The 21,014-nt window shown below is 67.8% G+C and carries 21 protein-coding genes; 10 read left to right on the top strand and 11 right to left on the bottom strand.

The window, feature by feature from the left end; translation table 11 throughout:
- Positions 1 to 122: 122 nt before the first annotated feature.
- The 4 genes from hutU to hutI are packed head-to-tail and all read right to left on the bottom strand — an operon-like array spanning position 123 to position 5,399.
- Positions 123 to 1,790: a urocanate hydratase gene (hutU, locus tag AC5P98_RS12450; protein ID WP_049407857.1), complete on the bottom strand. Its 1,668-nt coding sequence runs from the start codon at positions 1,788 to 1,790 to the stop codon at positions 123 to 125.
- A complete protein-coding gene (gene hutG / locus AC5P98_RS12445; RefSeq protein ID WP_049407855.1) occupies positions 1,787 to 2,641 on the bottom strand; it encodes an N-formylglutamate deformylase in 855 nt (284 codons plus the stop codon). The genes hutU and hutG overlap by 4 nt, the downstream gene beginning before the upstream one ends.
- Entirely contained in the window at positions 2,638 to 4,179 is a 1,542-nt protein-coding gene (hutH, locus tag AC5P98_RS12440; protein ID WP_049407853.1) for a histidine ammonia-lyase, read from the bottom strand. The genes hutG and hutH overlap by 4 nt, the downstream gene beginning before the upstream one ends.
- On the bottom strand, positions 4,176 to 5,399 hold the full coding sequence (hutI, locus tag AC5P98_RS12435; protein ID WP_049407859.1) for an imidazolonepropionase: 1,224 nt from the start codon (positions 5,397 to 5,399) through the stop codon (positions 4,176 to 4,178). The genes hutH and hutI overlap by 4 nt, the downstream gene beginning before the upstream one ends.
- Positions 5,400 to 5,466: 67 nt before the next feature.
- On the opposite strand from hutI, the gene AC5P98_RS12430 reads away from it, so the two are divergent.
- The 4 genes from AC5P98_RS12430 to AC5P98_RS12415 all read left to right on the top strand — a co-directional run bounded on the left by AC5P98_RS12430 (position 5,467) and on the right by AC5P98_RS12415 (position 8,272).
- Positions 5,467 to 6,837 (top strand): formimidoylglutamate deiminase, encoded by a 1,371-nt coding sequence (locus AC5P98_RS12430; RefSeq protein WP_049407850.1) that lies wholly within the window; start codon positions 5,467 to 5,469, stop codon positions 6,835 to 6,837.
- A gap of 28 nt (positions 6,838 to 6,865) precedes the next feature.
- Positions 6,866 to 7,594, top strand: coding sequence for a histidine utilization transcriptional repressor HutC (gene hutC, locus AC5P98_RS12425; RefSeq protein ID WP_032957259.1), 729 nt, complete (start codon positions 6,866 to 6,868; stop codon positions 7,592 to 7,594).
- A gap of 94 nt (positions 7,595 to 7,688) precedes the next feature.
- A complete protein-coding gene (locus AC5P98_RS12420) occupies positions 7,689 to 7,871 on the top strand; it encodes a type II toxin-antitoxin system HicA family toxin (RefSeq protein ID WP_080354549.1) in 183 nt (60 codons plus the stop codon).
- Between the two features lie 8 nt (positions 7,872 to 7,879).
- Positions 7,880 to 8,272: a type II toxin-antitoxin system HicB family antitoxin gene (locus AC5P98_RS12415; protein ID WP_049407848.1), complete on the top strand. Its 393-nt coding sequence runs from the start codon at positions 7,880 to 7,882 to the stop codon at positions 8,270 to 8,272.
- Positions 8,273 to 8,418: 146 nt separating this feature from the next.
- Here the strand turns inward: AC5P98_RS12415 and AC5P98_RS12410 are convergent, their stop codons facing one another.
- The 3 genes from AC5P98_RS12410 to AC5P98_RS12400 all read right to left on the bottom strand — a co-directional run bounded on the left by AC5P98_RS12410 (position 8,419) and on the right by AC5P98_RS12400 (position 10,507).
- On the bottom strand, positions 8,419 to 9,423 hold the full coding sequence (locus tag AC5P98_RS12410; protein ID WP_049407845.1) for a restriction endonuclease: 1,005 nt from the start codon (positions 9,421 to 9,423) through the stop codon (positions 8,419 to 8,421).
- 236 nt (positions 9,424 to 9,659) lie between these two features.
- A complete protein-coding gene (locus tag AC5P98_RS12405; protein WP_032961659.1) occupies positions 9,660 to 10,151 on the bottom strand; it encodes a phasin family protein in 492 nt (163 codons plus the stop codon).
- A gap of 80 nt (positions 10,152 to 10,231) precedes the next feature.
- Positions 10,232 to 10,507 (bottom strand): polyhydroxyalkanoic acid system family protein, encoded by a 276-nt coding sequence (locus tag AC5P98_RS12400; protein WP_005417302.1) that lies wholly within the window; start codon positions 10,505 to 10,507, stop codon positions 10,232 to 10,234.
- Positions 10,508 to 10,632: 125 nt separating this feature from the next.
- Here AC5P98_RS12400 and AC5P98_RS12395 point away from each other — a divergent pair, with 125 nt between their 5' ends.
- From AC5P98_RS12395 to aroA, 4 genes are all read left to right on the top strand, one after another.
- Positions 10,633 to 11,439 (top strand): FHA domain-containing protein, encoded by an 807-nt coding sequence (locus AC5P98_RS12395; RefSeq protein ID WP_049407843.1) that lies wholly within the window; start codon positions 10,633 to 10,635, stop codon positions 11,437 to 11,439.
- Between the two features lie 473 nt (positions 11,440 to 11,912).
- Positions 11,913 to 12,998 carry a 3-phosphoserine/phosphohydroxythreonine transaminase gene (gene serC / locus AC5P98_RS12390; protein WP_014647617.1) on the top strand — a complete coding sequence of 362 codons (1,086 nt, stop codon included), beginning with the start codon at positions 11,913 to 11,915 and terminating at the stop codon, positions 12,996 to 12,998.
- Positions 12,999 to 13,049: 51 nt separating this feature from the next.
- Entirely contained in the window at positions 13,050 to 14,249 is a 1,200-nt protein-coding gene (pheA, locus tag AC5P98_RS12385) for a prephenate dehydratase (RefSeq protein WP_014647616.1), read from the top strand.
- A gap of 76 nt (positions 14,250 to 14,325) precedes the next feature.
- Positions 14,326 to 15,633 (top strand): 3-phosphoshikimate 1-carboxyvinyltransferase, encoded by a 1,308-nt coding sequence (aroA, locus tag AC5P98_RS12380; protein WP_032961653.1) that lies wholly within the window; start codon positions 14,326 to 14,328, stop codon positions 15,631 to 15,633.
- 374 nt (positions 15,634 to 16,007) lie between these two features.
- Here aroA and AC5P98_RS12375 read toward each other — a convergent pair whose 3' ends face one another.
- Together AC5P98_RS12375 and AC5P98_RS12370 are read right to left on the bottom strand one after the other, a co-directional pair.
- Positions 16,008 to 16,580, bottom strand: coding sequence for an energy transducer TonB (locus AC5P98_RS12375; RefSeq protein WP_046431429.1), 573 nt, complete (start codon positions 16,578 to 16,580; stop codon positions 16,008 to 16,010).
- A gap of 119 nt (positions 16,581 to 16,699) precedes the next feature.
- A complete protein-coding gene (locus tag AC5P98_RS12370; protein ID WP_049404494.1) occupies positions 16,700 to 17,338 on the bottom strand; it encodes an energy transducer TonB in 639 nt (212 codons plus the stop codon).
- Positions 17,339 to 17,451: 113 nt separating this feature from the next.
- Between AC5P98_RS12370 and serS the strand changes: the two genes are divergently transcribed.
- Positions 17,452 to 18,732, top strand: coding sequence for a serine--tRNA ligase (gene serS, locus AC5P98_RS12365; protein WP_049404488.1), 1,281 nt, complete (start codon positions 17,452 to 17,454; stop codon positions 18,730 to 18,732).
- A gap of 66 nt (positions 18,733 to 18,798) precedes the next feature.
- Here serS and AC5P98_RS12360 read toward each other — a convergent pair whose 3' ends face one another.
- Together AC5P98_RS12360 and AC5P98_RS12355 are read right to left on the bottom strand one after the other, a co-directional pair.
- Positions 18,799 to 19,161 carry an SH3 domain-containing protein gene (locus AC5P98_RS12360; RefSeq protein WP_049404486.1) on the bottom strand — a complete coding sequence of 121 codons (363 nt, stop codon included), beginning with the start codon at positions 19,159 to 19,161 and terminating at the stop codon, positions 18,799 to 18,801.
- A gap of 136 nt (positions 19,162 to 19,297) precedes the next feature.
- Complete coding sequence (locus tag AC5P98_RS12355) at positions 19,298 to 19,885, bottom strand: FMN-dependent NADH-azoreductase (protein WP_014647610.1); 588 nt, start codon at positions 19,883 to 19,885, stop codon at positions 19,298 to 19,300.
- A gap of 127 nt (positions 19,886 to 20,012) precedes the next feature.
- Between AC5P98_RS12355 and AC5P98_RS12350 the strand changes: the two genes are divergently transcribed.
- Positions 20,013 to 21,005 carry a LysR family transcriptional regulator gene (locus AC5P98_RS12350; RefSeq protein ID WP_005410175.1) on the top strand — a complete coding sequence of 331 codons (993 nt, stop codon included), beginning with the start codon at positions 20,013 to 20,015 and terminating at the stop codon, positions 21,003 to 21,005.
- The last annotated feature ends 9 nt before the right edge of the window (positions 21,006 to 21,014 follow it).

The raw sequence follows: 21,014 nt of genomic DNA, 5'->3' as shown, positions 1-21,014 counted from the left end.
GCATGTTGGTCACGACCGACGAGCGGGTCAAGGCCGCCGATTCCCGCATCGGGGAGAGCCGGCCAGCGGCCGGCACTACCACACGTTTCGGTAGTGCCGGCCGCTGGCCGGCACCTCCGTGATCAGCCGAGGATCCCCGGCAGATCCAGTCCCTTTTCCTTCGCGCAGTCGATCGCTACTTCATACCCCGCATCGGCATGGCGCATCACGCCAGTGGCCGGGTCGTTCCACAGCACGCGGCCAATCCGCTTCGCCGCCGCTTCGGTGCCATCACACACAATCACCATACCGGCGTGCTGCGAGAAGCCCATGCCCACGCCGCCACCGTGGTGCAGCGACACCCACGTCGCGCCGCTGGCGGTGTTGAGCAGGGCGTTCAGCAGCGGCCAGTCGGACACCGCATCGGAGCCGTCGGCCATCGCTTCGGTTTCGCGGTTCGGCGAGGCGACGCTGCCACTGTCCAGATGGTCGCGACCGATCACCACCGGTGCCTTCAGTTCGCCGTTGGCCACCATTTCATTGAAGGCCAGGCCGAGTCGATCACGATCACCCAGGCCGACCCAGCAGATGCGTGCCGGCAGGCCCTGGAACTTGATCTTCTCGGCGGCCATGTCCAGCCAGCGGTGCAGGTGCGGGTTGTCCGGAATCAGTTCCTTCACCTTTGCATCGGTCTTGGCGATGTCTTCCGGATCACCGCTCAGTGCGGCCCAGCGGAACGGGCCGATGCCGCGGCAGAACAGTGGACGGATATAGGCCGGCACGAAACCCGGGAAATCGAAGGCATTGGACACACCTTCTTCCAGCGCCATCTGCCGCAGGTTGTTGCCGTAATCCACGGTGGGCACGCCCAGCGCATGGAAGCCGAGCATGGCGCGGATGTGGTTGGCCATCGATGCACGCGCGGCCTTCTCCACTTCCTTGGGGGCGGAAGCGCGCTTCTCATCCCACTGTTCGACCGTCCAGCCCTGCGGCAGGTAGCCGTTCACCGGGTCGTGCGCGGAGGTCTGGTCGGTCAGCAGGTCCGGCTTCACGCCACGCTTGAGCAGTTCGGCCAGCACGTCGGCCACATTGCCGAGCAGGCCCACCGACTTCGGCGTGCCGGCCTTGCACGACTCGTCGATCAGGCGCAGCGCTTCGTCCAGGTTGTCGGTCCAGGTATCCAGGTAGCCGGTGCGCAGGCGCATGTCGATGCTGCTCTTGCGGCACTCGACGGCCAGGCAGGAGGCGCCGGCCATCACGGCAGCCAGCGGCTGTGCACCACCCATGCCGCCGAGGCCACCGGTGAACAGCCACTTGCCGCTCAGGTCGCCGCCGAAATGCTGGCGCCCCATTTCCACGAAGGTCTCGTAGGTGCCCTGCACGATGCCCTGCGCACCAATGTAGATCCAGCTGCCGGCGGTCATCTGGCCGTACATGGCCAGGCCCTTCTTATCCAGCTCGTTGAAGTGGTCCCAGTTGGCCCAGCGCGGCACCAGGTTGGAATTGGCGATCAGCACGCGCGGTGCGTCGGCGTGGGTGCGGAACACGCCTACCGGCTTGCCCGACTGCACCAGCAGGGTCTGGTCGTCGTCCAGGCGCTTGAGCGTCTCGACGATGGCATCGAAGCTCTCCCAGTCGCGCGCGGCGCGGCCGATGCCGCCATACACCACCAGTTCCTGCGGGCGCTCGGCCACGTCCGGGTGCAGGTTGTTCATCAGCATGCGCAGCGGCGCTTCGGTCAGCCAGCTCTTGGCGTTGAGCGTGGTGCCGGTCGGCGCGGCAATGGTGCGGGACGGGTCGTTGCGGGTCATGCGGCGCTCCGGTTCGTAGCGAATTCAAGGCAGGCGTTGAGCACCTGCGCCAGGGTGTGGCGCAGCGGTGCGGCGTGGGCGGGGTCAAGCGGGGTGGGCCAGCTGTGTTCGTCCACCTGGTCGGGCAGCGGCTCGTGCATGTAGCCGCGGCAGGCAAGTTCCATCTGCAGGCTGTGCACGCCGCCCGGGATGTTGCTGTAGTGGCGGGTGATCCAGCCGCCCTTGAAGCGGCCGTTGCGCACCTGGCTCATGCCACTGAGCGCCAGCAGGTTCTCCACCACATCGCTCAAGGCGTTGTCGCAGGAGGTGTCCGGTGCACCGGACGGGCCGGCGGTACCCAGGTTGAACTGCGGCAGCTCGCCTTCGAACAGGTGCGGGATGTGTGAGCGGATCGAGTGCGCGTCGTACACCACCACGGTAGCGTGGCGTGCGCGCAGGCGCGTGATCTGCGCCGCCAGCGCATCGTGGTAAGGCAGGAAATACGTGTCGCGGCGACGGGCGATTTCCGCTTCGTCCGGTTCGCGCCCGGCGTGATACAGCGGCTGGTTGTCGAAGGTGGTCAGCGGGCACAGGCCGGTGGTGTTCTGGCCTGGGTACAGCGAGACGCCGCTGGGATCGCGGTTGAGGTCGATTACCGAACGCGAAATCGCCGAGCGCACCGTGGTCGCGCCCATGCCACGCACGAAGTCGTACAGTTCGTGTACCCACCAGTCTGCGTCGCGGCGGGCCAGCCACGGTGAGTGGTAGTCGCCGAACAGGTCGTGCGGCAGCTCGCTGCCGGTATGCGGAAAGCTGACGATGAGGGGGGCGTCGCCTTCGTGCACCGTCAGCCATTCGGGTTGGGTATTCATGCCTGCGGTTCCACGGTTGGCAGCAGGTCGGTCAGGCCCTGCGCCAGCGCGCCACTGCGCACCAGATTCGTGGCGGTCACCATGTCCGGATGGAAGTAGCGGTCTTCTTCCAGCGTCGGCACCTGCGCACGCAGGGTGGCGCGCACGGCTTCCAGCGCGGCGCTGGAGCGCAGCGGGGCGTGGAAGTCGCAGCCCTGCGCAGCGGCCAGCAGCTCGATGCCGATCACGTTGGCCGCGTTCTCGGCCATCTGCATCAGCCGGCGCGCGCCGTGCGCGGCCATCGACACATGGTCTTCCTGATTGGCCGAGGTCGGGATCGAGTCAACGCTGGCGGGGTAGGCGCGCTGCTTGTTTTCCGAGACCAGCGCCGCGGCAGTCACCTGCGGAATCATGAAACCGGAATTCAAACCGGGGCGCGGGGTCAGGAAGGCGGGCAGGCCGGACAGCGCCGGGTCCACCAGCATCGCCAGGCGGCGCTCGCTGATCGAACCGATCTCGCACACCGCCATCGCCAGCATGTCGGCCGCGAAGGCCACCGGCTCTGCGTGGAAGTTGCCACCGGACAACGCTTCGCCGGTATCGGTGAACACCAGCGGATTGTCAGAGACGCCGTTGGCTTCGATTTCCAGCGTGGTAGCGGCCTGGCGCAGGATGTCCAGCGCCGCGCCCATCACCTGCGGCTGGCAGCGCAGGCAGTAGGGATCCTGCACGCGCACGTCGTTGTCACGGTGCGATTCACGGATGTCCGAGCCCTGCATCAGCGTGCGCAGGGTGGCGGCGGTGGCGATCTGCCCGCGCTGGCCGCGGATGGCGTGGATGCGGGGGTCGAAGGGCGTGTCGGAACCCTTGGCCGCTTCCACCGACAGCGCGCCGGTGACCAGCGCGGCCTGGAACACGGTCTCGATCTCGAACAGGCCCGCCAGCGCATAGGCGGTGGAGAACTGCGTGCCGTTGAGCAGCGCCAGGCCTTCCTTCGCGCCCAGTTCGATCGGCTGCAGGCCGGCACGTGCCAGTGCGTCGGCTGCCGGTAGGCGCTCGTCACCGATGAAGGCTTCGCCTACGCCCAGCATCACGCTGGCCAGGTGCGAGAGCGGCGCCAGGTCACCCGAGGCACCCACCGAGCCCTGTGCGGGCACCACCGGCAGCACGCCCTTGACCAGCATCGCTTCCAGCAGCAGCAGGGTCTCCTCGCGAATGCCTGACGCACCCTGCGCCAGGCTGACCAGCTTCAGCGCCATCATCAGGCGCACCACGCTGGCCGGCATCGGCTCGCCCACGCCGGCGGCATGCGAGAGCACGATGTTCCGCTGCAGGGTGGCCAGGTCTTCGCGCTCGATGCGCACGCTGGCCAGCTTGCCGAAGCCGGTATTGATGCCATACACCGGCGCGCCCTTGGCGACGATGGCGGCCACCGCCGCCGCACTGGCGCGCACCACCGGCAGCGCGGCCGGGTCCAGTGCGAGCGGCGCACCGCGATAGACCTGCCGCCACTGGGCGAGAGTGACATGGCCGGGGCGAAGAACCAGGGTGTTGCTCATGTGTTGCTCCAGGAGGCAGGCAGGTCGGGCTGTCCGCGCACCACGCGCGCGTGCAGCGGGTTGAATCCAATGCGATAGACCAGGTCGGCGGGGGCATCGATGTCCCAGATCGCCAGGTCGCAGTCCATGCCCACCGCCAGGCGGCCGATGCGCTCGCCATGGCCCAGTGCGCGCGCCGCTTCACGGGTGAAGCCGGCGATGCACTCGTCCACGGTCAGGCGGAACAGGGTGGCGCCCATGTTCATCGCCAGCAGTGGGCTGGTCAGCGGCGAAGTGCCCGGGTTGCTGTCGGTGGCCAGCGCCAGCGGTACGCCGGCCGCACGCAGCGCGGCGATCGGCGGCAGGGTGGTATCGCGGGTGAAATAGAAGGCACCGGGCAGCAGCACGGCGACGGTACCGGCAGCGGCCATCGCGGCGATGCCGGCATCGTCCAGATGTTCGATATGGTCGGCCGACAGTGCCCCGAAGCGGGCCGCCAGTTCGGCGCCATGCTGGTTGCTCAGCTGCTCGGCGTGGATCTTCACCGACAGCCCGTTGGCGCGCGCCGCTTCAAAGACCTGGCGCGCCTGCGCCGGCGAGAAGGCGATGTTCTCGCAGAACACATCCACCGCTTCGGCCAGGCCTTCGGCGGCGATGGCCGGAATCATCACGTTGCACACCTCGTCGGTGTATTCCTGTGCTTCGCGGCCTGGCGGAACCGCGTGTGCGCCGAGGAAGGTGGTCACCACGTTGACCCGGCATTCCTCGCCCAGCGCGCGTGCGACCTGCAGCTGCTTGCGTTCGTCGGGCAGGGTCAGGCCGTAGCCGGACTTGATCTCGATCGTGGTCACGCCTTCGGCACGCATCGCCAGCAGGCGCGGCCGGCTTTCGCTGGCCAGCTGTTCCGGGGTGGCAGCACGGGTGGCGCGCACGGTGGAGACGATGCCGCCGCCGGCACGGGCGATCTCGGCATAACTGACGCCCTGCAGGCGCTGCTCGAATTCATTGGCGCGGTTGCCGGCGTAGACCAGGTGGGTGTGGCAGTCGATCAGGCCGGGCGAGATCCAGCGGCCTTCGCCGTCGATGCGGGTGGTCGGCTGCAGGTGGGCATCGCTGCCGGCCGCGCCGACGTGGACGATGCGGCCGTCGGCGCAGGCCAGGACGCCATCGCGGATGACACCCAGCCCTTCGCCATCAAGGGTGATCAGGTGGACGTTGGACCAGAGGGTATCGACGTGCATGGCATCCACAACGCGGCTGTGCTTATATGTCTATACAATATAGGCGTCCATTTCGGGTTGTCCAGCCATGTCCGATTCGCGTTCCCCGCACAGTTTCCATGCCGCCCACGCCCTGCTGGCCGAAGGTTGGGTCCGCGATGTCCGCCTGCAGGTGCAGGACGGTCGCATCGCGGCCATCAGCACGGGGCAGGGCGCGCAGGCGGGCGACACCCGCGTCGGAATCCTGGTGCCGGGCCTGCCCAACCTGCACAGCCATGCCTTCCAGCGCGGCATGGCCGGGCTGACCGAGATCGGCGGCGGCGACGGTGACAGCTTCTGGAGCTGGCGCGAGCTGATGTACCGTTTCCTGGCCCACCTGCGCCCAGACGCGGTGCAGGCCATTGCCGCCCAGGCCTATATGGAAATGCTGGAAAGTGGCTTCACCCGCGTCGGCGAGTTCCATTACCTGCACCACGATGCCGACGGCCGGCCGTATACCAACCGCGCCGAGATGAGTGCGCGGATCGCCGCCGCCGCCGACCAGACCGGCATTGGCTTGACCCTGCTGCCGGTGTTCTATGCACATGCCGATTTCGGCGGGGCGGCGCCGAATCCAGCGCAGCGGCGCCTGATCCACGACGTGGACGGCTTCGCGCAGCTGCTGGAGGCCGCCAAGCCGGCCTTGGCCGCGCTGCCCGACGCGGTGCTCGGCATCGCACCGCACAGCCTGCGTGCGGTCACCGGCGAGGAACTGAGTGCGTTGCTGCCGCTGACCGACGGCCCGGTCCACATCCACATCGCCGAGCAGGTGCGCGAAGTGGAGGCCTGCCTGGCCTGGAGCGGCCAGCGCCCGGTGCAGTGGCTGTACAACCATGCGCCGGTGGATGCGCGCTGGTGCCTGGTGCATGCCACCCACATCACCGATGACGAGCGCGCGGCCATTGTCGCCAGCCAGGCCGTGGCCGGCCTGTGCCCGATCACCGAGGCCAACCTGGGCGACGGCCTGTTCCCGATGCAGGCGTTCGCGCGCGAGGGCGGGCGCTTCGGCGTCGGTTCCGATTCCAATGTGCTGATCGACGCGGCCGAAGAACTGCGCCTGCTCGAGTACGGCCAGCGGCTTACCCTGCGCGGGCGCAACGTGCTGGCGCCGGATGCCACCCGCAGCAGCGGTCGTTTCCTGTTTGAAGGTGCACTGCACGGTGGCGCACAGGCGCTGGGTGTGGCCGCCGGCCTGCAGGTCGGCGCCAGTGCCGACCTGGTTGAACTGGACGCCGGGCACCCGGCGCTGCAGGCGCGACAGGATGACGCATGGCTTGACAGCTGGGTGTTCGCCGCACGTAATGGCGCGCTGCGATCGGTCTGGCGCCATGGCCGCCAATGCGTGGCCGAGGGCCGCCACCTGCAGCGCGAGGCGATCACCACCGCCTTTACCGCCGCCCTGCGCGGCGTGCTGGGCTGATCGCCTCCCGCCACCGAGACCCCATTACGTGAAGGCCAGCAAGTCCGCCACGCTCAACCAGCGTATCCGCAGCGATCTGGAAAGCCGCATCCTCAGTGGAGAGTGGGCGCCGGGCTTCCGGATTCCGTACGAGCACGAGTTGATGGAGCAGTACGGCTGCTCGCGGATGACAGTGAACAAGGTGCTGACCGCACTGGCCGAGAGCGGCATGATCGAGCGCCGCCGTCGCGCGGGTTCGTTCGTGGCGCGTCAGCCACCGCACCTGGAGCAGGTGGCGCTGGAGATTCCCGATATCGCGATGGAAGTCGGCTCGCGGGGACATCAGTACGCCTATCGACTGCTGCAGCGCGATCTGCGCCTGGCCGATGCCGGCAATGCCGGCGAAGTCGAGCTGGCCGGCAGCGAAATGCTGCTGGCGATGCGCTGCCTGCACCTGGCCGATGGCCGCCCGCTGGCACTGGAGCACCGCCTGATCAGCCCGGTGGGCGTGCCCGAGGTGTTGGAGGTCGACTTCAGCACCACCGCCCCGGGCAGCTGGCTGCTGCAGAACGTGTCCTGGACCCGCGCCCAGCATCGCATCAGTGCCTGGGGCGCGGATACTGCCACCGCCAGGCTGCTGGATGTGAAGCCCGGTACCGCCTGCCTGGTGATCGAACGCCTGACCTGGCGTGGCGAACAGCCGATCACCCGCGTGCGCCAGGTGTTCCTGGGGGATGCCTGGGACCTGGTGGCGCGCTTCGCGCCGGGCGCGCGATAGGGATTCCATCCACGCATGGCGTGGATCTACTCTGCCGAAACGACTGTCGCCTTGAACTCTGTCGGGGCGTGTGTACGATGTGTATCGTCCCTGCATGAAGAGCAGGGACCTCATCCGGGAACTGGAAGCGGCAGGTTGGATCTGTCGTCGGATCCGCGGATCCCATCATGTATTCGTGCGCCCGCAGCACCCTCACATCCTCACCGTTCCTCACCCAAGGAAGGATCTGGGGAAAGGGCTGGTGCAGGCGTTGCGGAAGCTCGCAGGACTGACGTAGGAGGGCCCATGCGATATCCAGTCTTGATCGAGGCAGGCGATGAGCGCAACGCGTGGGGTGTGGTCGTTCCAGATCTGCCGGGGTGCTTCTCAGCGGCCGACACGCTTGATGATGCGCTCACTGCGGCGGAAGAGGCGGCGCTCGCCTGGATTGATGTGGCCCTGGATGAGGGGCGCTCGATTCCGACACCTTCCGCGCCGCAGAAGATCGCCGCCGAGGCATCCAAGGACATCTGTTGGATTCTTGCGTACATCTGCATTGATCCGGCTCTGCTGGACGACACCATCGAGCGGGTCAATATCAGCCTGCCACGCCGGATCCTGGCGAGGCTGGATGCGCAGGCCAGAGCGGCGGGTGAATCGCGCTCCAGTTACATCGCCCATCTCGCGGCATTGGGCTGAGCACGCGCCATGTGGAGCCGAGCCCATGCTCGGCTGCTGTTCGCGCGTGGCTCAACTCTGCAAAGGCATCCACGCGTGGCGTGGATCTACCAAGGGGTCGCGCATCGGGGTTCAGTAAATCCACGCCACGCGTGGATGCAGCCCCATCAGTACGTGGCGCACTGCCGCCAGCGCACCGGCTCATCCACGCCGGGGCGGGCGTTGAGCTGGATGCGCACGTTGCGCAGGGCGGGGTAGTGCAGCACTTCCTCGCAGACCTGCGGCCAGACCTTTTCCAGCTCGCCGGTGCGGTTGATCGCCAGCGTCTGCCGGGTCAGCCAGACCCCGCTGGCGATGCCGGGCTTGCCGGCCAGGGCACGGGCCAGATCGGCCTGGAAGCGCTCCAGCGTGGCGGCATCGGGGTCGGGATTGCTGCGCGCGTCGGTCGCGGGGGCGACGGCAGGCGTGGGAGCGGGGGCGGCCGCAGGGACTGCTTCGATCGGGGCGGGTGCGGCTGAAGGCGCGGCCGAAGGCGTCGCCACCACCGGTGCCGCAGCAACCGGCGCGGCCTCGTCCACATGCAGGCCCTGCAGACCCAGGCCGACAAGCAGCCCCAGCGTGGCCGCACCCAGTGCGGCAATGGCAATGCGGCGCAGCGCTTCGTGCCGGGCGCTGGCGCGCACGCGCGCTTCGATATCGGCAGGGAGGTAGGGCTGCAGCAACGGCCACAGGCGCGGCCCGTCCAGCACTTCAACCGCCTGCTTCTCGGCGGCGCCACGGCCGTCGCGCTCGATACGGCCTTCGGTCAGCAGTACGCCACCCTTGGCGCCGGCCAGGCGCGCGGCCGCACCCAGTTCGTTCACTGCGGCGGTGCCGATGCGGTAGGCCAGGCCGTGCTTGCACGACACCAGCCATTGATTGGGGCCATCGCTGAGCAGGAAGTCGCTGCTCGGCTCGCGGGCATCTTCGGCCGGATCGACCAGCTCGCGCAGGCCACGCTGCTCGCGCAGCATGCGCTTGACGAGTACCGAAAATTCGCGCCAGTGCATGCCTGCCAGGGCCTGCAGGCCGAGTTGCATCTCCTTCTGCCGCCGCTTGATCCACCACAGATAGACAACGGCCAGGGAACAGGTAAGCAGGGCCGACAGCAGGGCCAGGATCCAGGGGAGCATGCAGGAGTAGGGCGGAAGGGGCGAAAGCGGAGAGCGACAGTGTAAAGGTCGCGGTGCCCGGCTGGGTCAGGATGTTCCTGACAGGAAGCGTGATGGAGCGCGCAGATCGGTATACGGCGGACACGAAAAACCCGCCAATCCTGAAGCCGTGAGGGGAGGGAACAAACGGCAGCCGAAGCGATTGGCGGGTTGCTCGCGATTGTCAATCAAAATTTATTGCATTGCAACAATTGCGCTCAGGGAATGCTGTCCGGCGATTGATGGCTGCCCGGGGCGGGGGCATCTGCACCCGAAGCTGCCCGGTTTTCCAGCCTGGCCAGGCGCGCGTGCAGGGCATCGATGCGGGCTTCCAGCGCGGTCACCTCGTCGGCAGTGGGTACATGCAGGCGCTTGAGCACGCCCTGTACCTGGTCATCAAAGGCCTTCTCGACCTTGTTCCAGGTGCCGGAGGCCTTCTCGCGGGCCTCGTCCAGTGAGGTTTCGACGTTGTCACGCCAGCCCGGGCCCTGTTCGCCGCTGCGTTCACGGCGGCGGGCTTCCCAGGCTTCGCCTTCCTTCACCAGGCCGTCGAAGAAGCGGCTGCCCTCGGCCTGCGCGCGCCCCAGCGCACCCAGCCCGGCCAGCCAGACCTGTTGCGCCGAATCGCTGAGCTTGCGCGAGAAGCGCTCGGCCTGGTCACCGAAAGAGGCGTCGTCGTTGCGGCGGTCGTCGTTCTCGTAGTGGTTCATCGCACTTCCCGTGGGAGTTGGGCCTGCCCCGAGAGTAGCGCGCGGTGGCGTTGCACGGCCGTGATGGCCGCCGCCAGGATTCAGCCCAGCTTTTCCTTCAGCACGCGCTGGATCTCGCCTTCGACCATGCCCTTCATCGCCGACAGCAGGAAACCGAGCTTGGCGGTCACGCGCACGGCGCCCGGCTGCAGTTCGATCGCACCGTCCACACCGCTGCCGGAGAAGTTCAGGACGTCGGCGGTCCAGGACGACTTCAGGCCGAAGCGCTCGGACAGCTTGGCAGCGACCTGTTCGATCGCGGCGCGCGCCTGTGCGTCGGGCAGGGCGTGGGCGTGGCGGACATCGATGGTGGACATGCAGGCTCCTGGCGCAGGGCGGGGATGATCAAAGAGGGCGAGCATTGTGCGCATCAAGGGCCGCCGCGCCAAGCACTCATCGTGGGTTCTTCTTCGTTGGCGACCAACCTGCTAGGCTGCGCCGCGTGCAGAACCTGCTAGTTCACTTCAGTCAGCAACAACAGCCCGACCAGCCCCTGCGGCCCGGGGTGCAGCGCATCGTGCGCCAGGCCAACGGCAGTGTGCGGCTCGGTGATGCCGGCCACGGCGCCCTGCTGCTGGCCCAGTTCTGCATGGACGATCGCGGCCTCTGGCTGCAGGTCGGCAATGGCATCCGCGGCATCCACGTCAATGGTCGACCGGTGCGCCGGATGGCCCTGCTGCGCGCGGGCGATGCGGTATACGTGGATGGCGTGGAGATGGTGCTGCAGGGCGAAGTCGAGAGCCTGCTGCAGGCGCCTGCGCCGAAGAACGAGGATGGCAGCGACGAGCAGCAACGACTGCTGCGCGGTGTCGGCGGCCTGCACCATGGCCGCAGTTTCACCCTGTCGCGGGCCCGCCTGATCGGCCGCGGCAACGAGGCCGACATCGCCATCGATGACCCGGCCTTCGCCGAACAGCATGCCCGCGTGGAAGTGCACGGCGAGCGCGTGCTGCTGCGCGACCTGGGCAGCGCCGACGGTACCCGGGTCAACGGCGTGGCCGTGCGCCACTGCTGGCTGCAGGCCGGCGACCAGGTCGTGTTCGATGGCCAGCACCGGTTCGTGCTGGAAGTGCCGCACGATCCGCGCCGGCGGCCGCTGCCCGCCGAGGACGACGCCAGCCACGAGGCCGAGCAGGCGCCGGTGCTGCCGGCCGCGCCGCGCAGGGTCCGGCGCTGGCCGTGGCTGCTGGTGAGTGCGCTGCTGCTGGCCGCACTGCTCAGCCTGCTGCTCTGGTTCGGCGCGCGCTGATCTGAATCCGCTGGGTCCGCCGCCCTGGTGGGTGCCGACCTTGATCGGCACGCTCCGTCGGCGGGCTTGACGCCCGGCAGCACACGGCTTTGGTAGGTGCCGACCTTGGTCGGCACGCTTTTTCGGCGGGCATGACGCCTGACGGCGGACGCCGACCAAGGTCGGCGACTACCGGGGCTTTGCTGCTGATCTGAATCCGCTGGGTCCGCGCGCTGGTGGGTGCCGACCTTGATCGGCACGCCTCTTCGGCGGGCATGACGCCTGACGGCGCATGGCTTTGGTAGGTGCCGACCTTGGTCGGCACGCTTTTTCGGCGGGCATGACGCCTGACGGCGTACGCCGACCGAGGTCGGCGACTACCGGCGCCACGCCGGCGGCGAATGGATTCCAATGAAACCAAATTTCCCTTGCCGCACTAGGCCGCAAGGCTGGTGCACTGCGGCATACTAGGGGTCTTGCCCCACAGGTGTGACATGACGCGCGCGTTCAACTTCAGTGCCGGCCCTGCGACCTTGCCGGAATCGGTCCTGCGCCAGGCGCAGGCGGAAATGCTGGACTGGCACGGTAGTGGTGCCTCGATCGTGGAAATGAGCCATCGCGGCGCGGAATTCATGTCCGTGGCCGCCGAGGCCGAGGCCGACCTGCGCCGCCTGCTCGATATCCCCGACGACTACGCGGTGCTGTTCCTGTCCGGTGGTGCCACCACCCAGCAGGCGCTGATCCCGCTCAACTTCGCCAGCCCCGGCCAGCGCGCCGACTACGTGGTCAGTGGCCATTGGGGAAAGACTGCGGTCAAGCAGGCCGGCGTCTACGTCGACGTCAACATTGCCGCCAGCAGCGAGCCCGACGGCTATCGCACGCTGCCGCCCCGCGCCGACTGGCAGCTCTCGCCCGACGCCGCCTATGTGCACATCACCGCCAACGAGACCATCCACGGCGTCGAGTTCCGTGATGTGCCGGATACCGGCGATGTGCCGCTGGTGGCGGACTTCAGCTCGTCCATCGCCAGCGAGCCGCTGGATGTACGCCGCTACGGTGTGATCTATGCCGGCGCGCAGAAGAACCTGGGCCCGGTCGGCATCGCAGTGATGATCGTCCGCCGCGATCTGCTCGAGCGTACTGGCCAGCCGCGCGCGGACATCTTCGATTACCGCTCGCATGTCGCCCGCGATTCGATGCTCAACACCCCGCCGACCTGGAACTGGTACCTGGCCGGCCTGGTGTTCAAGTGGATGCTGGCCGAAGGCGGCGTGGCCGAATTCGCCAGGCGCAATGCCGCCAAGGCGGCACTGGTGTACGGCGCCATTGATGGCTCCGGCGGCTTCTACCGGAACGAGGTCGCGCATGCGGCACGCTCGCGGATGAACATCCCGTTCTTCCTGCCCGATGCCGGGCTTGATGCCCGCTTCGTCGCCGAAGCCAAGGCTGCCGGCCTGCTGGCGCTGAAGGGACACAAGGTGGTCGGGGGCATCCGTGCCTCGCTGTACAACGCCATGCCGCTGGCCGGGGCCGAGGCGCTGGTCGCCTTCATGGCCGATTTCCAGCAGCGTCACGGCTGAGCAATGAACGGCGCGCACCGTCGGGTGCGGGTCCCGCAACAAGGAATTCCGATGGCAAGCAGCAAATCCAGCAAGAAGGCGCCGAAGAAGGCCGAACCGGCCAAGGACAGCGCGCCCAGCAAGGCGAAGGGCAAGGCCAAGGCCGCCTCGAACCCGGCACCCACCCTGGCACCGCTGGCGCTGGCCGATGTGCGCTCGAAGATCGACCAGATCGACCGTGACATCCAGAGCCTGATCGCCGAGCGCGCGCGCTTCGCCCACCAGGTCGGCAAGGCCAAGGGCAAGCTGGCCGCCGCTGTCGACTACTACCGCCCCGAGCGCGAAGCGCAGGTGCTGCGCATGGTGGTGGACCGCAATGAAGGCCCGCTCAGCGACGAGCTGCTGGTGCATGTCTATCGCGAGATCATGTCGGCCTGCCTGGCCCAGCAGGAGCCGCTGAAGATCGGCTACCTCGGCCCGGAAGGCACCTTCAGCCAGCAGGCCGTGCTCAAGCACTTCGGCCGCTCCGCGCTGGGCCTGCCGATGGCCAGCATCGAGGAAGTGTTCCAGGAAGTGGAAGCGGGCAACGCCGATTTCGGCGTGGTGCCGGTGGAGAATTCGGGACAGGGCACCATCCAGATCACCCTGGACATGTTCCTGACCTCCAACCTGAAGATCTGTGGCGAAGTGGAACTGCGCGTGCAGCAGTTCCTGATGTCGCGCAGCGGCCGCATCGAGGACATCGAGCGCATCTACGCGCATCCGCAGTCGTTCATGCAGACCTCGGCGTGGCTGCGCGCCAACCTGCCGAAGGCCGAGAAGATTCCGGTCTCGAGCAATGCCGAGGGTGCGCGTCGCGCGCGCAACGCCGACGACGCAGCGGCCATCGGCGGCGAGAGTGCCGGCCACGTGTACGGCCTGAAGAAGGTGGTCACCAAGCCGATCCAGAATGATGCCGACAACACCACCCGCTTCCTGGTGGTGGGCCGCAACATCTTCCCGACCTCCGGTCACGACCGCACCTCGGTGCTGGTGTTCATCCATGACAAGCCCGGTGCGCTGTTCGATGTGCTCAGCCCGTTCGCCCGCCACGGCATCAGCATGAACCGCATCGAGTCGCGGCCGTCGCACCACGGCAAGTGGGAATACGGCTTCTTCATCGACTTGGCCGGCCACATCGACGACGCGCCGATGCAGGCGGCGCTGGCCGAACTGGAAGCGCACTCGGCGCAGATCAAGGTGCTGGGCTCCTACCCGGTGGCCGTGCCCTGAGTGCTGCTGTGGCGGCCCTGGCCGCCGCTCCCTGATGCATCGCCGGCGCTGCCGGCGTTTACGGAACGATCGAACGATGAGCAACGCGCAACACTGGATCGCCCGCAAGGGCCAGCCGCTGCAGGGCAGCCTGACCATTCCCGGCGACAAGTCGGTCTCGCACCGCTCGGTGATGTTCGCCGCGCTGGCCGATGGCACTTCGCATATCGAAGGCTTCCTGGAAGGCGAGGACACCCGCGCCACCGCGCGCATCTTCAGCCAGCTGGGTGTGCGCATCGAAACCCCCAGCCCATCGCAGCGCATCGTGCATGGTGTGGGTATCGACGGCCTGAAAGCACCGGAGGCACCGCTGGACTGCGGCAATGCCGGCACCGGCATGCGCCTGCTGGCCGGCCTGCTGGCGGGCCAGGCGTTCGACTGCACGCTGATCGGCGATGAGTCGCTGTCCGGCCGCCCGATGCGCCGTGTCACCGGCCCGCTGTCGCAGATGGGCGCAAGGATCGATACCCAGGACGACGGCACGCCGCCGCTGCACGTGCATGGCGGCCAGACGCTGCATGGCATCGACTTCGCCTCGCCGGTGGCCAGCGCACAGATCAAGTCGGCCGTGCTGCTGGCCGGCCTGTACGCGCAGGGCGAAACCCGCGTGGTGGAACCCCACCCGACCCGCGACTACACCGAACGCATGCTGTCCGCGTTCGGCGTGGACATCGAGTTCTCGCCGGGCAAGGCGCGCCTGCGGGGCGGCCAGCGCCTGCGCGCCACGGACATCGTGGTGCCGGCCGATTTTTCCTCGGCGGCGTTCTACCTGGTCGCCGCCAGCATCATTCCCGGCTCCGAGCTGCGCCTGAAGCAGGTCGGCCTGAACCCGCGTCGCACCGGCCTGCTGCACGCGCTGCGCCTGATGGGGGCGGATATCACCGAAGAGAATCCGGCCGAGCAGGGCGGTGAGCCGGTGGCCGATCTGGTGGTGCGCTACGCTCCGCTGAAGGGCGCGCGTATTCCCGAAGCACTGGTGCCGGACATGATCGACGAGTTCCCGGCGCTGTTCGTGGCCGCCGCCGCCGCCGAAGGCCAGACCGTGGTGAGCGGTGCTGCCGAACTGCGGGTGAAGGAATCCGATCGTCTTGCGGCGATGGCCACTGGCCTGCGCGCGCTGGGCATGCAGGTGGACGAGACCGAGGATGGCGCCACCCTGCATGGCGGGGCTCGGCTGGGGAGTGGCACCATCGAAAGCCACGGCGACCATCGCATCGCCATGGCATTCGCCATTGCCGGCCAGATCAGCGACGGCGAAGTGCGCATCAACGACATCGCCAACGTCGCCACGTCCTTCCCGGACTTCGATGGCCTGGCGCGCAGCGCCGGCTTCAACCTGGCCTGATCGGCGGATCGCGTTTTCCGGTAGGTGCCAACCTTGGTTGGCACGCTCACATCACCCGGTAGGTGCCAGCCCTGGTTGGCACGCTCACATCGCCCGGTAGGTGCCAACCTTGGTTGGCACGCTCACATCACCCGGTAGGTGCCGACCCTGGTTGGCGCGCTCACATCGCCCGGTAGGTGCCAACCTTGGTTGGCACGCTCACATCGCCCGGCAGGTGCCAACCCTGGTTGGCACGCTCACATCGCCCGGTAGGTGCCAACCTTGGTTGGCACGCTCACATCGCCCGGTAGGTGCCAACCTTGGTTGGCACGCCTCCAGATAAAAGGACGGAGGCCGAAGCCTCCGTCTAAACATCACGAACCCCTCGTCCGCGATCAACGCTGTTCGGTACGGAAATCCACCGGGACCCGCACCACACTGGCCACTGCACGGCCTTCATGCATCGCCGGCTGGAACTTCCAGTTCTGCACGGCGCTCAGCACCGCGCGATCCAGGTCACGGCTGCGTTCGCCGCTGCGCGAAACAATCGCGGCATTAGTCACCTGGCCGCGGCTATCGACATTCAGGCTGGCGATCACGCTGCCCTGTACGCCATTACGCAGCGCGGCGGCGGGGTAGGTCGGCTTGATGTTGCCTGCCAGCGGGCGCGCCTCGCGATTGCGTACCGCAGGGGCGGCTTTGCGCTGGTTGCCGACCGGTGCGGCCTGGCGGGCCGCCGGCTCCTGCGCGTCGGCCACCGGCGCCTGCTCGGGGGCGGGAAGCATGCGCTCGCCGACCGGTGCCGGCGCCACGTCTTCCTGATTCGAGTGACGCAGCCAGAGCAGCGCGGCGGCAAACATCGCCACGATCAGCGCGATCCACATCCAGGGCGACGTGGGCTTGTGCTGTTCGCTGGCGTCTTGCTGCAGCTGCGGCGAATGAAGGTCTTCGTGGGTGGTGGCGGTCATCGCAAACTCCTTCCGTCAATGGACGACGGGGAGAGTGTTGCGCGGGCCAGTGGCGGGAAGTGTCAGCGTTGCGTCAACGTCACCGGCAGGGTTCAGGTTGCCTGCCGGGAAACGTTCAGTTACTGGGTCTTGAAGTCGAACGGCACTTCAATGCTGCCCGGTACGGCTTGGCCGTTGCTCTGCGCCGGGGTGAAACGCCAGCGGCGCACGGCGTCGGTGGCGGCACGGTCGAGCTCGCGTGAGCCGCTGCGCTGGATCACCGTGGCATTGTTCGGGTAGCCGGTGGCATCCACGTCCACGCGCACCACCACGCTGCCGGTCTCGCCCGCGCGCAGGGCCGCGGCCGGGTAGGCCGGCGGCGGCGACTGGCCGGCAATCGGCATCGGCTGGCTGTTGCCGGTGGCGGCTGGCGCAGGGCTCGGCGTGGCCGGGGCCGGTTCAGCGGTGGGCGCCGGCGGCGGCGGGGCGGTTTCGACCAGCTTCGGGGCGTCGTCCTCTACCGGGGCCGGCTTGGCATCGGGCATGTCGCTGGAGCCTGCGGCGGCGGCCAGCGGTTCCGGCAGCGGTTCCACCTGCGCGGTCTCCTGCGGGGTCTGCGCGGCCGGATCGGCACGGAAGAACTCCTTGTCGCGGCCGGTCAACCAGACCAGCACGAACAACAGCACGCCCACGCCGAAGGCGATGCCGGCGATCTTCAGGGCGTTGCGCGGGATATGCACAGTGAACGACTTGGCGGACGACGAGCGGGGTGCAGACATGGACCGGACCAGTACGGAATAGCCCGATTCTGCCACGCCAGGAATGAACCGGGCGGCAGAAATCCGTATAACAAGCGATAATCCCATCCCTGATACCCACCACGACACCTGCCATGCTTGATCCAGCCCTGCTCCGCCACCAGCCCGCCGACCTCGCCGAACGCCTGCGCACCAGCCGCGGCTTCGAGCTCGACGTGTCTGCCCTGGAGTCCCTGGAGGCGGATCGCAAGCGCATCCAGGTGCGGACCCAGGAGCTGCAGAGCCTGCGCAACAGCCGTTCCAAGGCCATCGGCCAGGCCAAGGCCAAGGGCGAGGACGTCTCGGCCATCATGGCCGAGGTCGCTGCCTTCGCCGACGAGCTGAAGGCCTCGGAAGTGGCGCTGGACGAACTGCGCGAGAAGATCGAAGCGATCTCGATGGGCATTCCGAACCTGCCGGCCGACGACGTGCCGGCCGGTGCCGACGAGAACGACAACGTCGAGCAGGCGCGCTGGGGTACCCCGCGCCAGTTCGATTTCAAGGTGCTCGACCACGTCGAACTGGGCGCCCGCAACGGCTGGCTGGACGGCGAGACCGCGGCCAAGCTGTCCGGTTCGCGCTTCACCGTGCTGCGTGGCCCGATCGCGCGCCTGCACCGCGCCCTGGCCCAGTTCATGGTCGACCTGCACACCGGCGAGCACGGCTACGAGGAGACCAACGTGCCGCTGCTGGTCAACGCCGACTCGCTGCGCGGCACCAGCCAGCTGCCGAAGTTCGAGGACGACCTGTTCAAGACCGCCGTGGGCGACTCCACGCGTTACCTGATCCCGACCTCGGAAGTGCCGCTGACCAACATCGTGCGCGATGAGATCGTCGACGCCGAGCGCCTGCCGCTGCGCATGACCGCCCACTCGATGTGCTTCCGTGCCGAGGCCGGCAGCGGTGGCCGCGACGTGCGCGGCATGATCCGCCAGCATCAGTTCGAGAAGGTCGAGCTGGTCTCGATCAGCCGCCCGGAAGACAGCGACGCCGAACACCAGCGCATGACCCGCTGCGCCGAAGTGGTGCTGGAAAAGCTGGGCCTGCCGTACCGCAAGGTGCTGCTGTGCACCGGCGACATGGGCTTCTCGGCGGTGAAGACCTACGACTTGGAAGTCTGGCTGCCGTCGCAGGAAACCTACCGCGAGATTTCCTCGTGCTCGAACTGTGGTGACTTCCAGGCCCGCCGCATGCAGGCGCGCTGGCGCAACCCGGCCACCGGCAAGCCGGAGCTGGCGCACACGCTGAACGGCTCGGGCGTGGCCGTTGGCCGCGCGATGATCGCGGTGATGGAGAACTACCAGAGCGCCGACGGCAGCATCACCGTGCCGGAGGCCCTGCGCCCGTACATGGGTGGCCTGGAAACCATTGGCTGATAGCCGGCGCTGCGCGCCGCCGCCCGAGCATGGGCTCGGGCGCTACAGATCTGTGTAGAGCCGAGCCTATGCTCGGCTCTCCTTTATGGCCCTCAGCTTCTCCAGCGGCACCCATCCCGGTTCACCGTTCTCCGGCACGCACCATGCCCAGCCATTGAGCGTGCGCATCCCGCGCAGCGTCTGCCCGGGGTCCACATCCAGTTCGCGCGCGCAGTAATCCTGCGTGGCAAACGCGCCACCCTGCGCATCGCCGCCGATCACCGGCGTCGGCACGAATCCGGGCTGCTGTCCCTCGGCCTCGCAGAGGAACCAGTCGTCCCAGCCCTCCGGGCCTTCATAACGTTCGCCCACCACCAGCGCCTGGCCGCGGCGCAGGATGATCGGGTGCGGAAATTCGCTGCGGTGCGCAGCCGTCACGATGTAGTTCATGCCCCCAGCCTAGCGCGCCGCAAAAGAAAACGGCCCCGCACAGCGGGGCCGCCAGGGTGGGCCGGGAGGGGGAGGGGATCCCGGCCCGCGTTCAGCGCCCAGACGAGGAGAGAGGGGCGCCGAACGTTGGAACGCGTTACGCCGCGACGGCTTCGGCCGCTTCGTGCGACGGCAGCGCCGCCAGCGCACCGGCGATGGCGTCTTCACGGTGCTGCGGCGAGTAGGCGATGCCCTCGGCGCGCACGAACTCGACTTCGTTGATGCCCATGAAGGCGAACACCTGACGCAGGAACGGCTCCTGGAAGTCGGCCGGCGAGTCGGTGTAGATGCCGCCGCGGCTGCTGGCAATGATCACCCGCTTGCCACCGGCCAGGCCCACCGGGCCGTTCTCGGTGTACTTGAAGGTGCGGCCGGCCACGGCCACGCGGTCGATCCAGGCCTTCAGCGTGGACGGGATGCTGAAGTTGTACATCGGCGCGCCGATCACCACGATGTCGGCCTCCAGGAACTGCTGCATCACCTGTTCAGCATCGGTCGCTTCAGCGGCGTCGGTCTTGGCCAGCGAGCTGCTGCGCAGGTGCGGTACCGGATTGGCGTCAAGATCGCGATAATCGACCTGCAGGCCGTCGATCTGGCTGGCGAGGCGGGCGACCACGGCGGCCGACAGCTGGCGCGAGACGGAGTTGTCGCCAAGCACGCTGGCGTCGAGATGCAGAAGCTTCATGGCAGTCACCTATGTTCTGGGAGGAAGGGGCGGGGTGGCCCCGCCGACGGAGAGAACGATAGGTTGTTGCAAAGGCGGAATAAAGGTGATTGAATGCCACGTATTGTTCTAGATATGGAACTTGGGCATGCATGACCTGAATGACCTGTACTACTTCGCGATGGTGGTCGACCACGGCGGATTTGCCGCCGCCGAGCGGGCGCTGGGTATTCCCAAGTCGCGACTGAGCCGCCGCATCAGCCAGCTGGAAACCGACCTGGGCGTGCGCCTGCTGCAGCGCTCCACGCGCCGTTTCGCGGTCACCGACGTCGGCACCAGCGTGCACCGGCATGCGCAGACGATGCTGGCCGAAGCGCAGGCCGCACGCGAAGTAGTGGACCGCCTCAGCGCGGAACCGCGCGGCGTGGTGCGCGCCAGCGTGCCGGTGTCACTGGCGCAGATGCAGCTGCCCAAGCTGCTGCCCAAGTTCCTTGAGCAGTATCCCAAGGTGCGGCTGCAGCTGAACATCAGCAACCGCCGCGTGGACATCATCAACGAAGGCTACGACGTGGCCCTGCGCGTGCGTTCGCGCCTGGACGACGACGGCAGCCTGGTGATGCGCAGCTTCGGCCAGGTGCAGGAACTGCTGGTGGCCAGCCCGAAGTACCTCGACCGCGCCGGCCGCCCCAAGGACCCGGAAGAGCTGACCCAGCACGTGACCCTCAGCATCAGCGAAGACGAAGCCCGCCAGCGCTGGGAACTGCATGGCCCGGAAGGCGAAGTGCGCCGGGTCGACCTGCAGCCGCGCGTGGCCGGCTTCGACTTCCCGTTGCTGCAGAGCATGGTGAAGGACGGTTTCGGCATCACCATGCTGCCGGAAACCGTGTGCGCCGACGCCGTGCGTAATGGCGAGCTGGAAGTGGTACTGCCGGACTGGTCGCTGCCGCAGGGCGTGTGCCACGCCGTGTTCGCCTCGCGCCGCGGCCTGCTGCCGGCGGTGCGCGTGTTCATCGACTTCCTGGCCGAGCACCTGCCGCCGCAGCTGGAGGCCTCGCGCCTGGATTGCGGTGGCGCCTGTGAAAAGGCCAAGGAGCGGATCAAGGCCAGTGCACTGGGTGCGCTGGCGGTGGATGCCGGCTGAGAAGGCGGG

The sequence above is a fragment of the Stenotrophomonas sp. YJH_SMC_135 genome (genome assembly GCF_059372355.1).
This window is presented reverse-complemented; position numbering and strand designations above follow the sequence as displayed.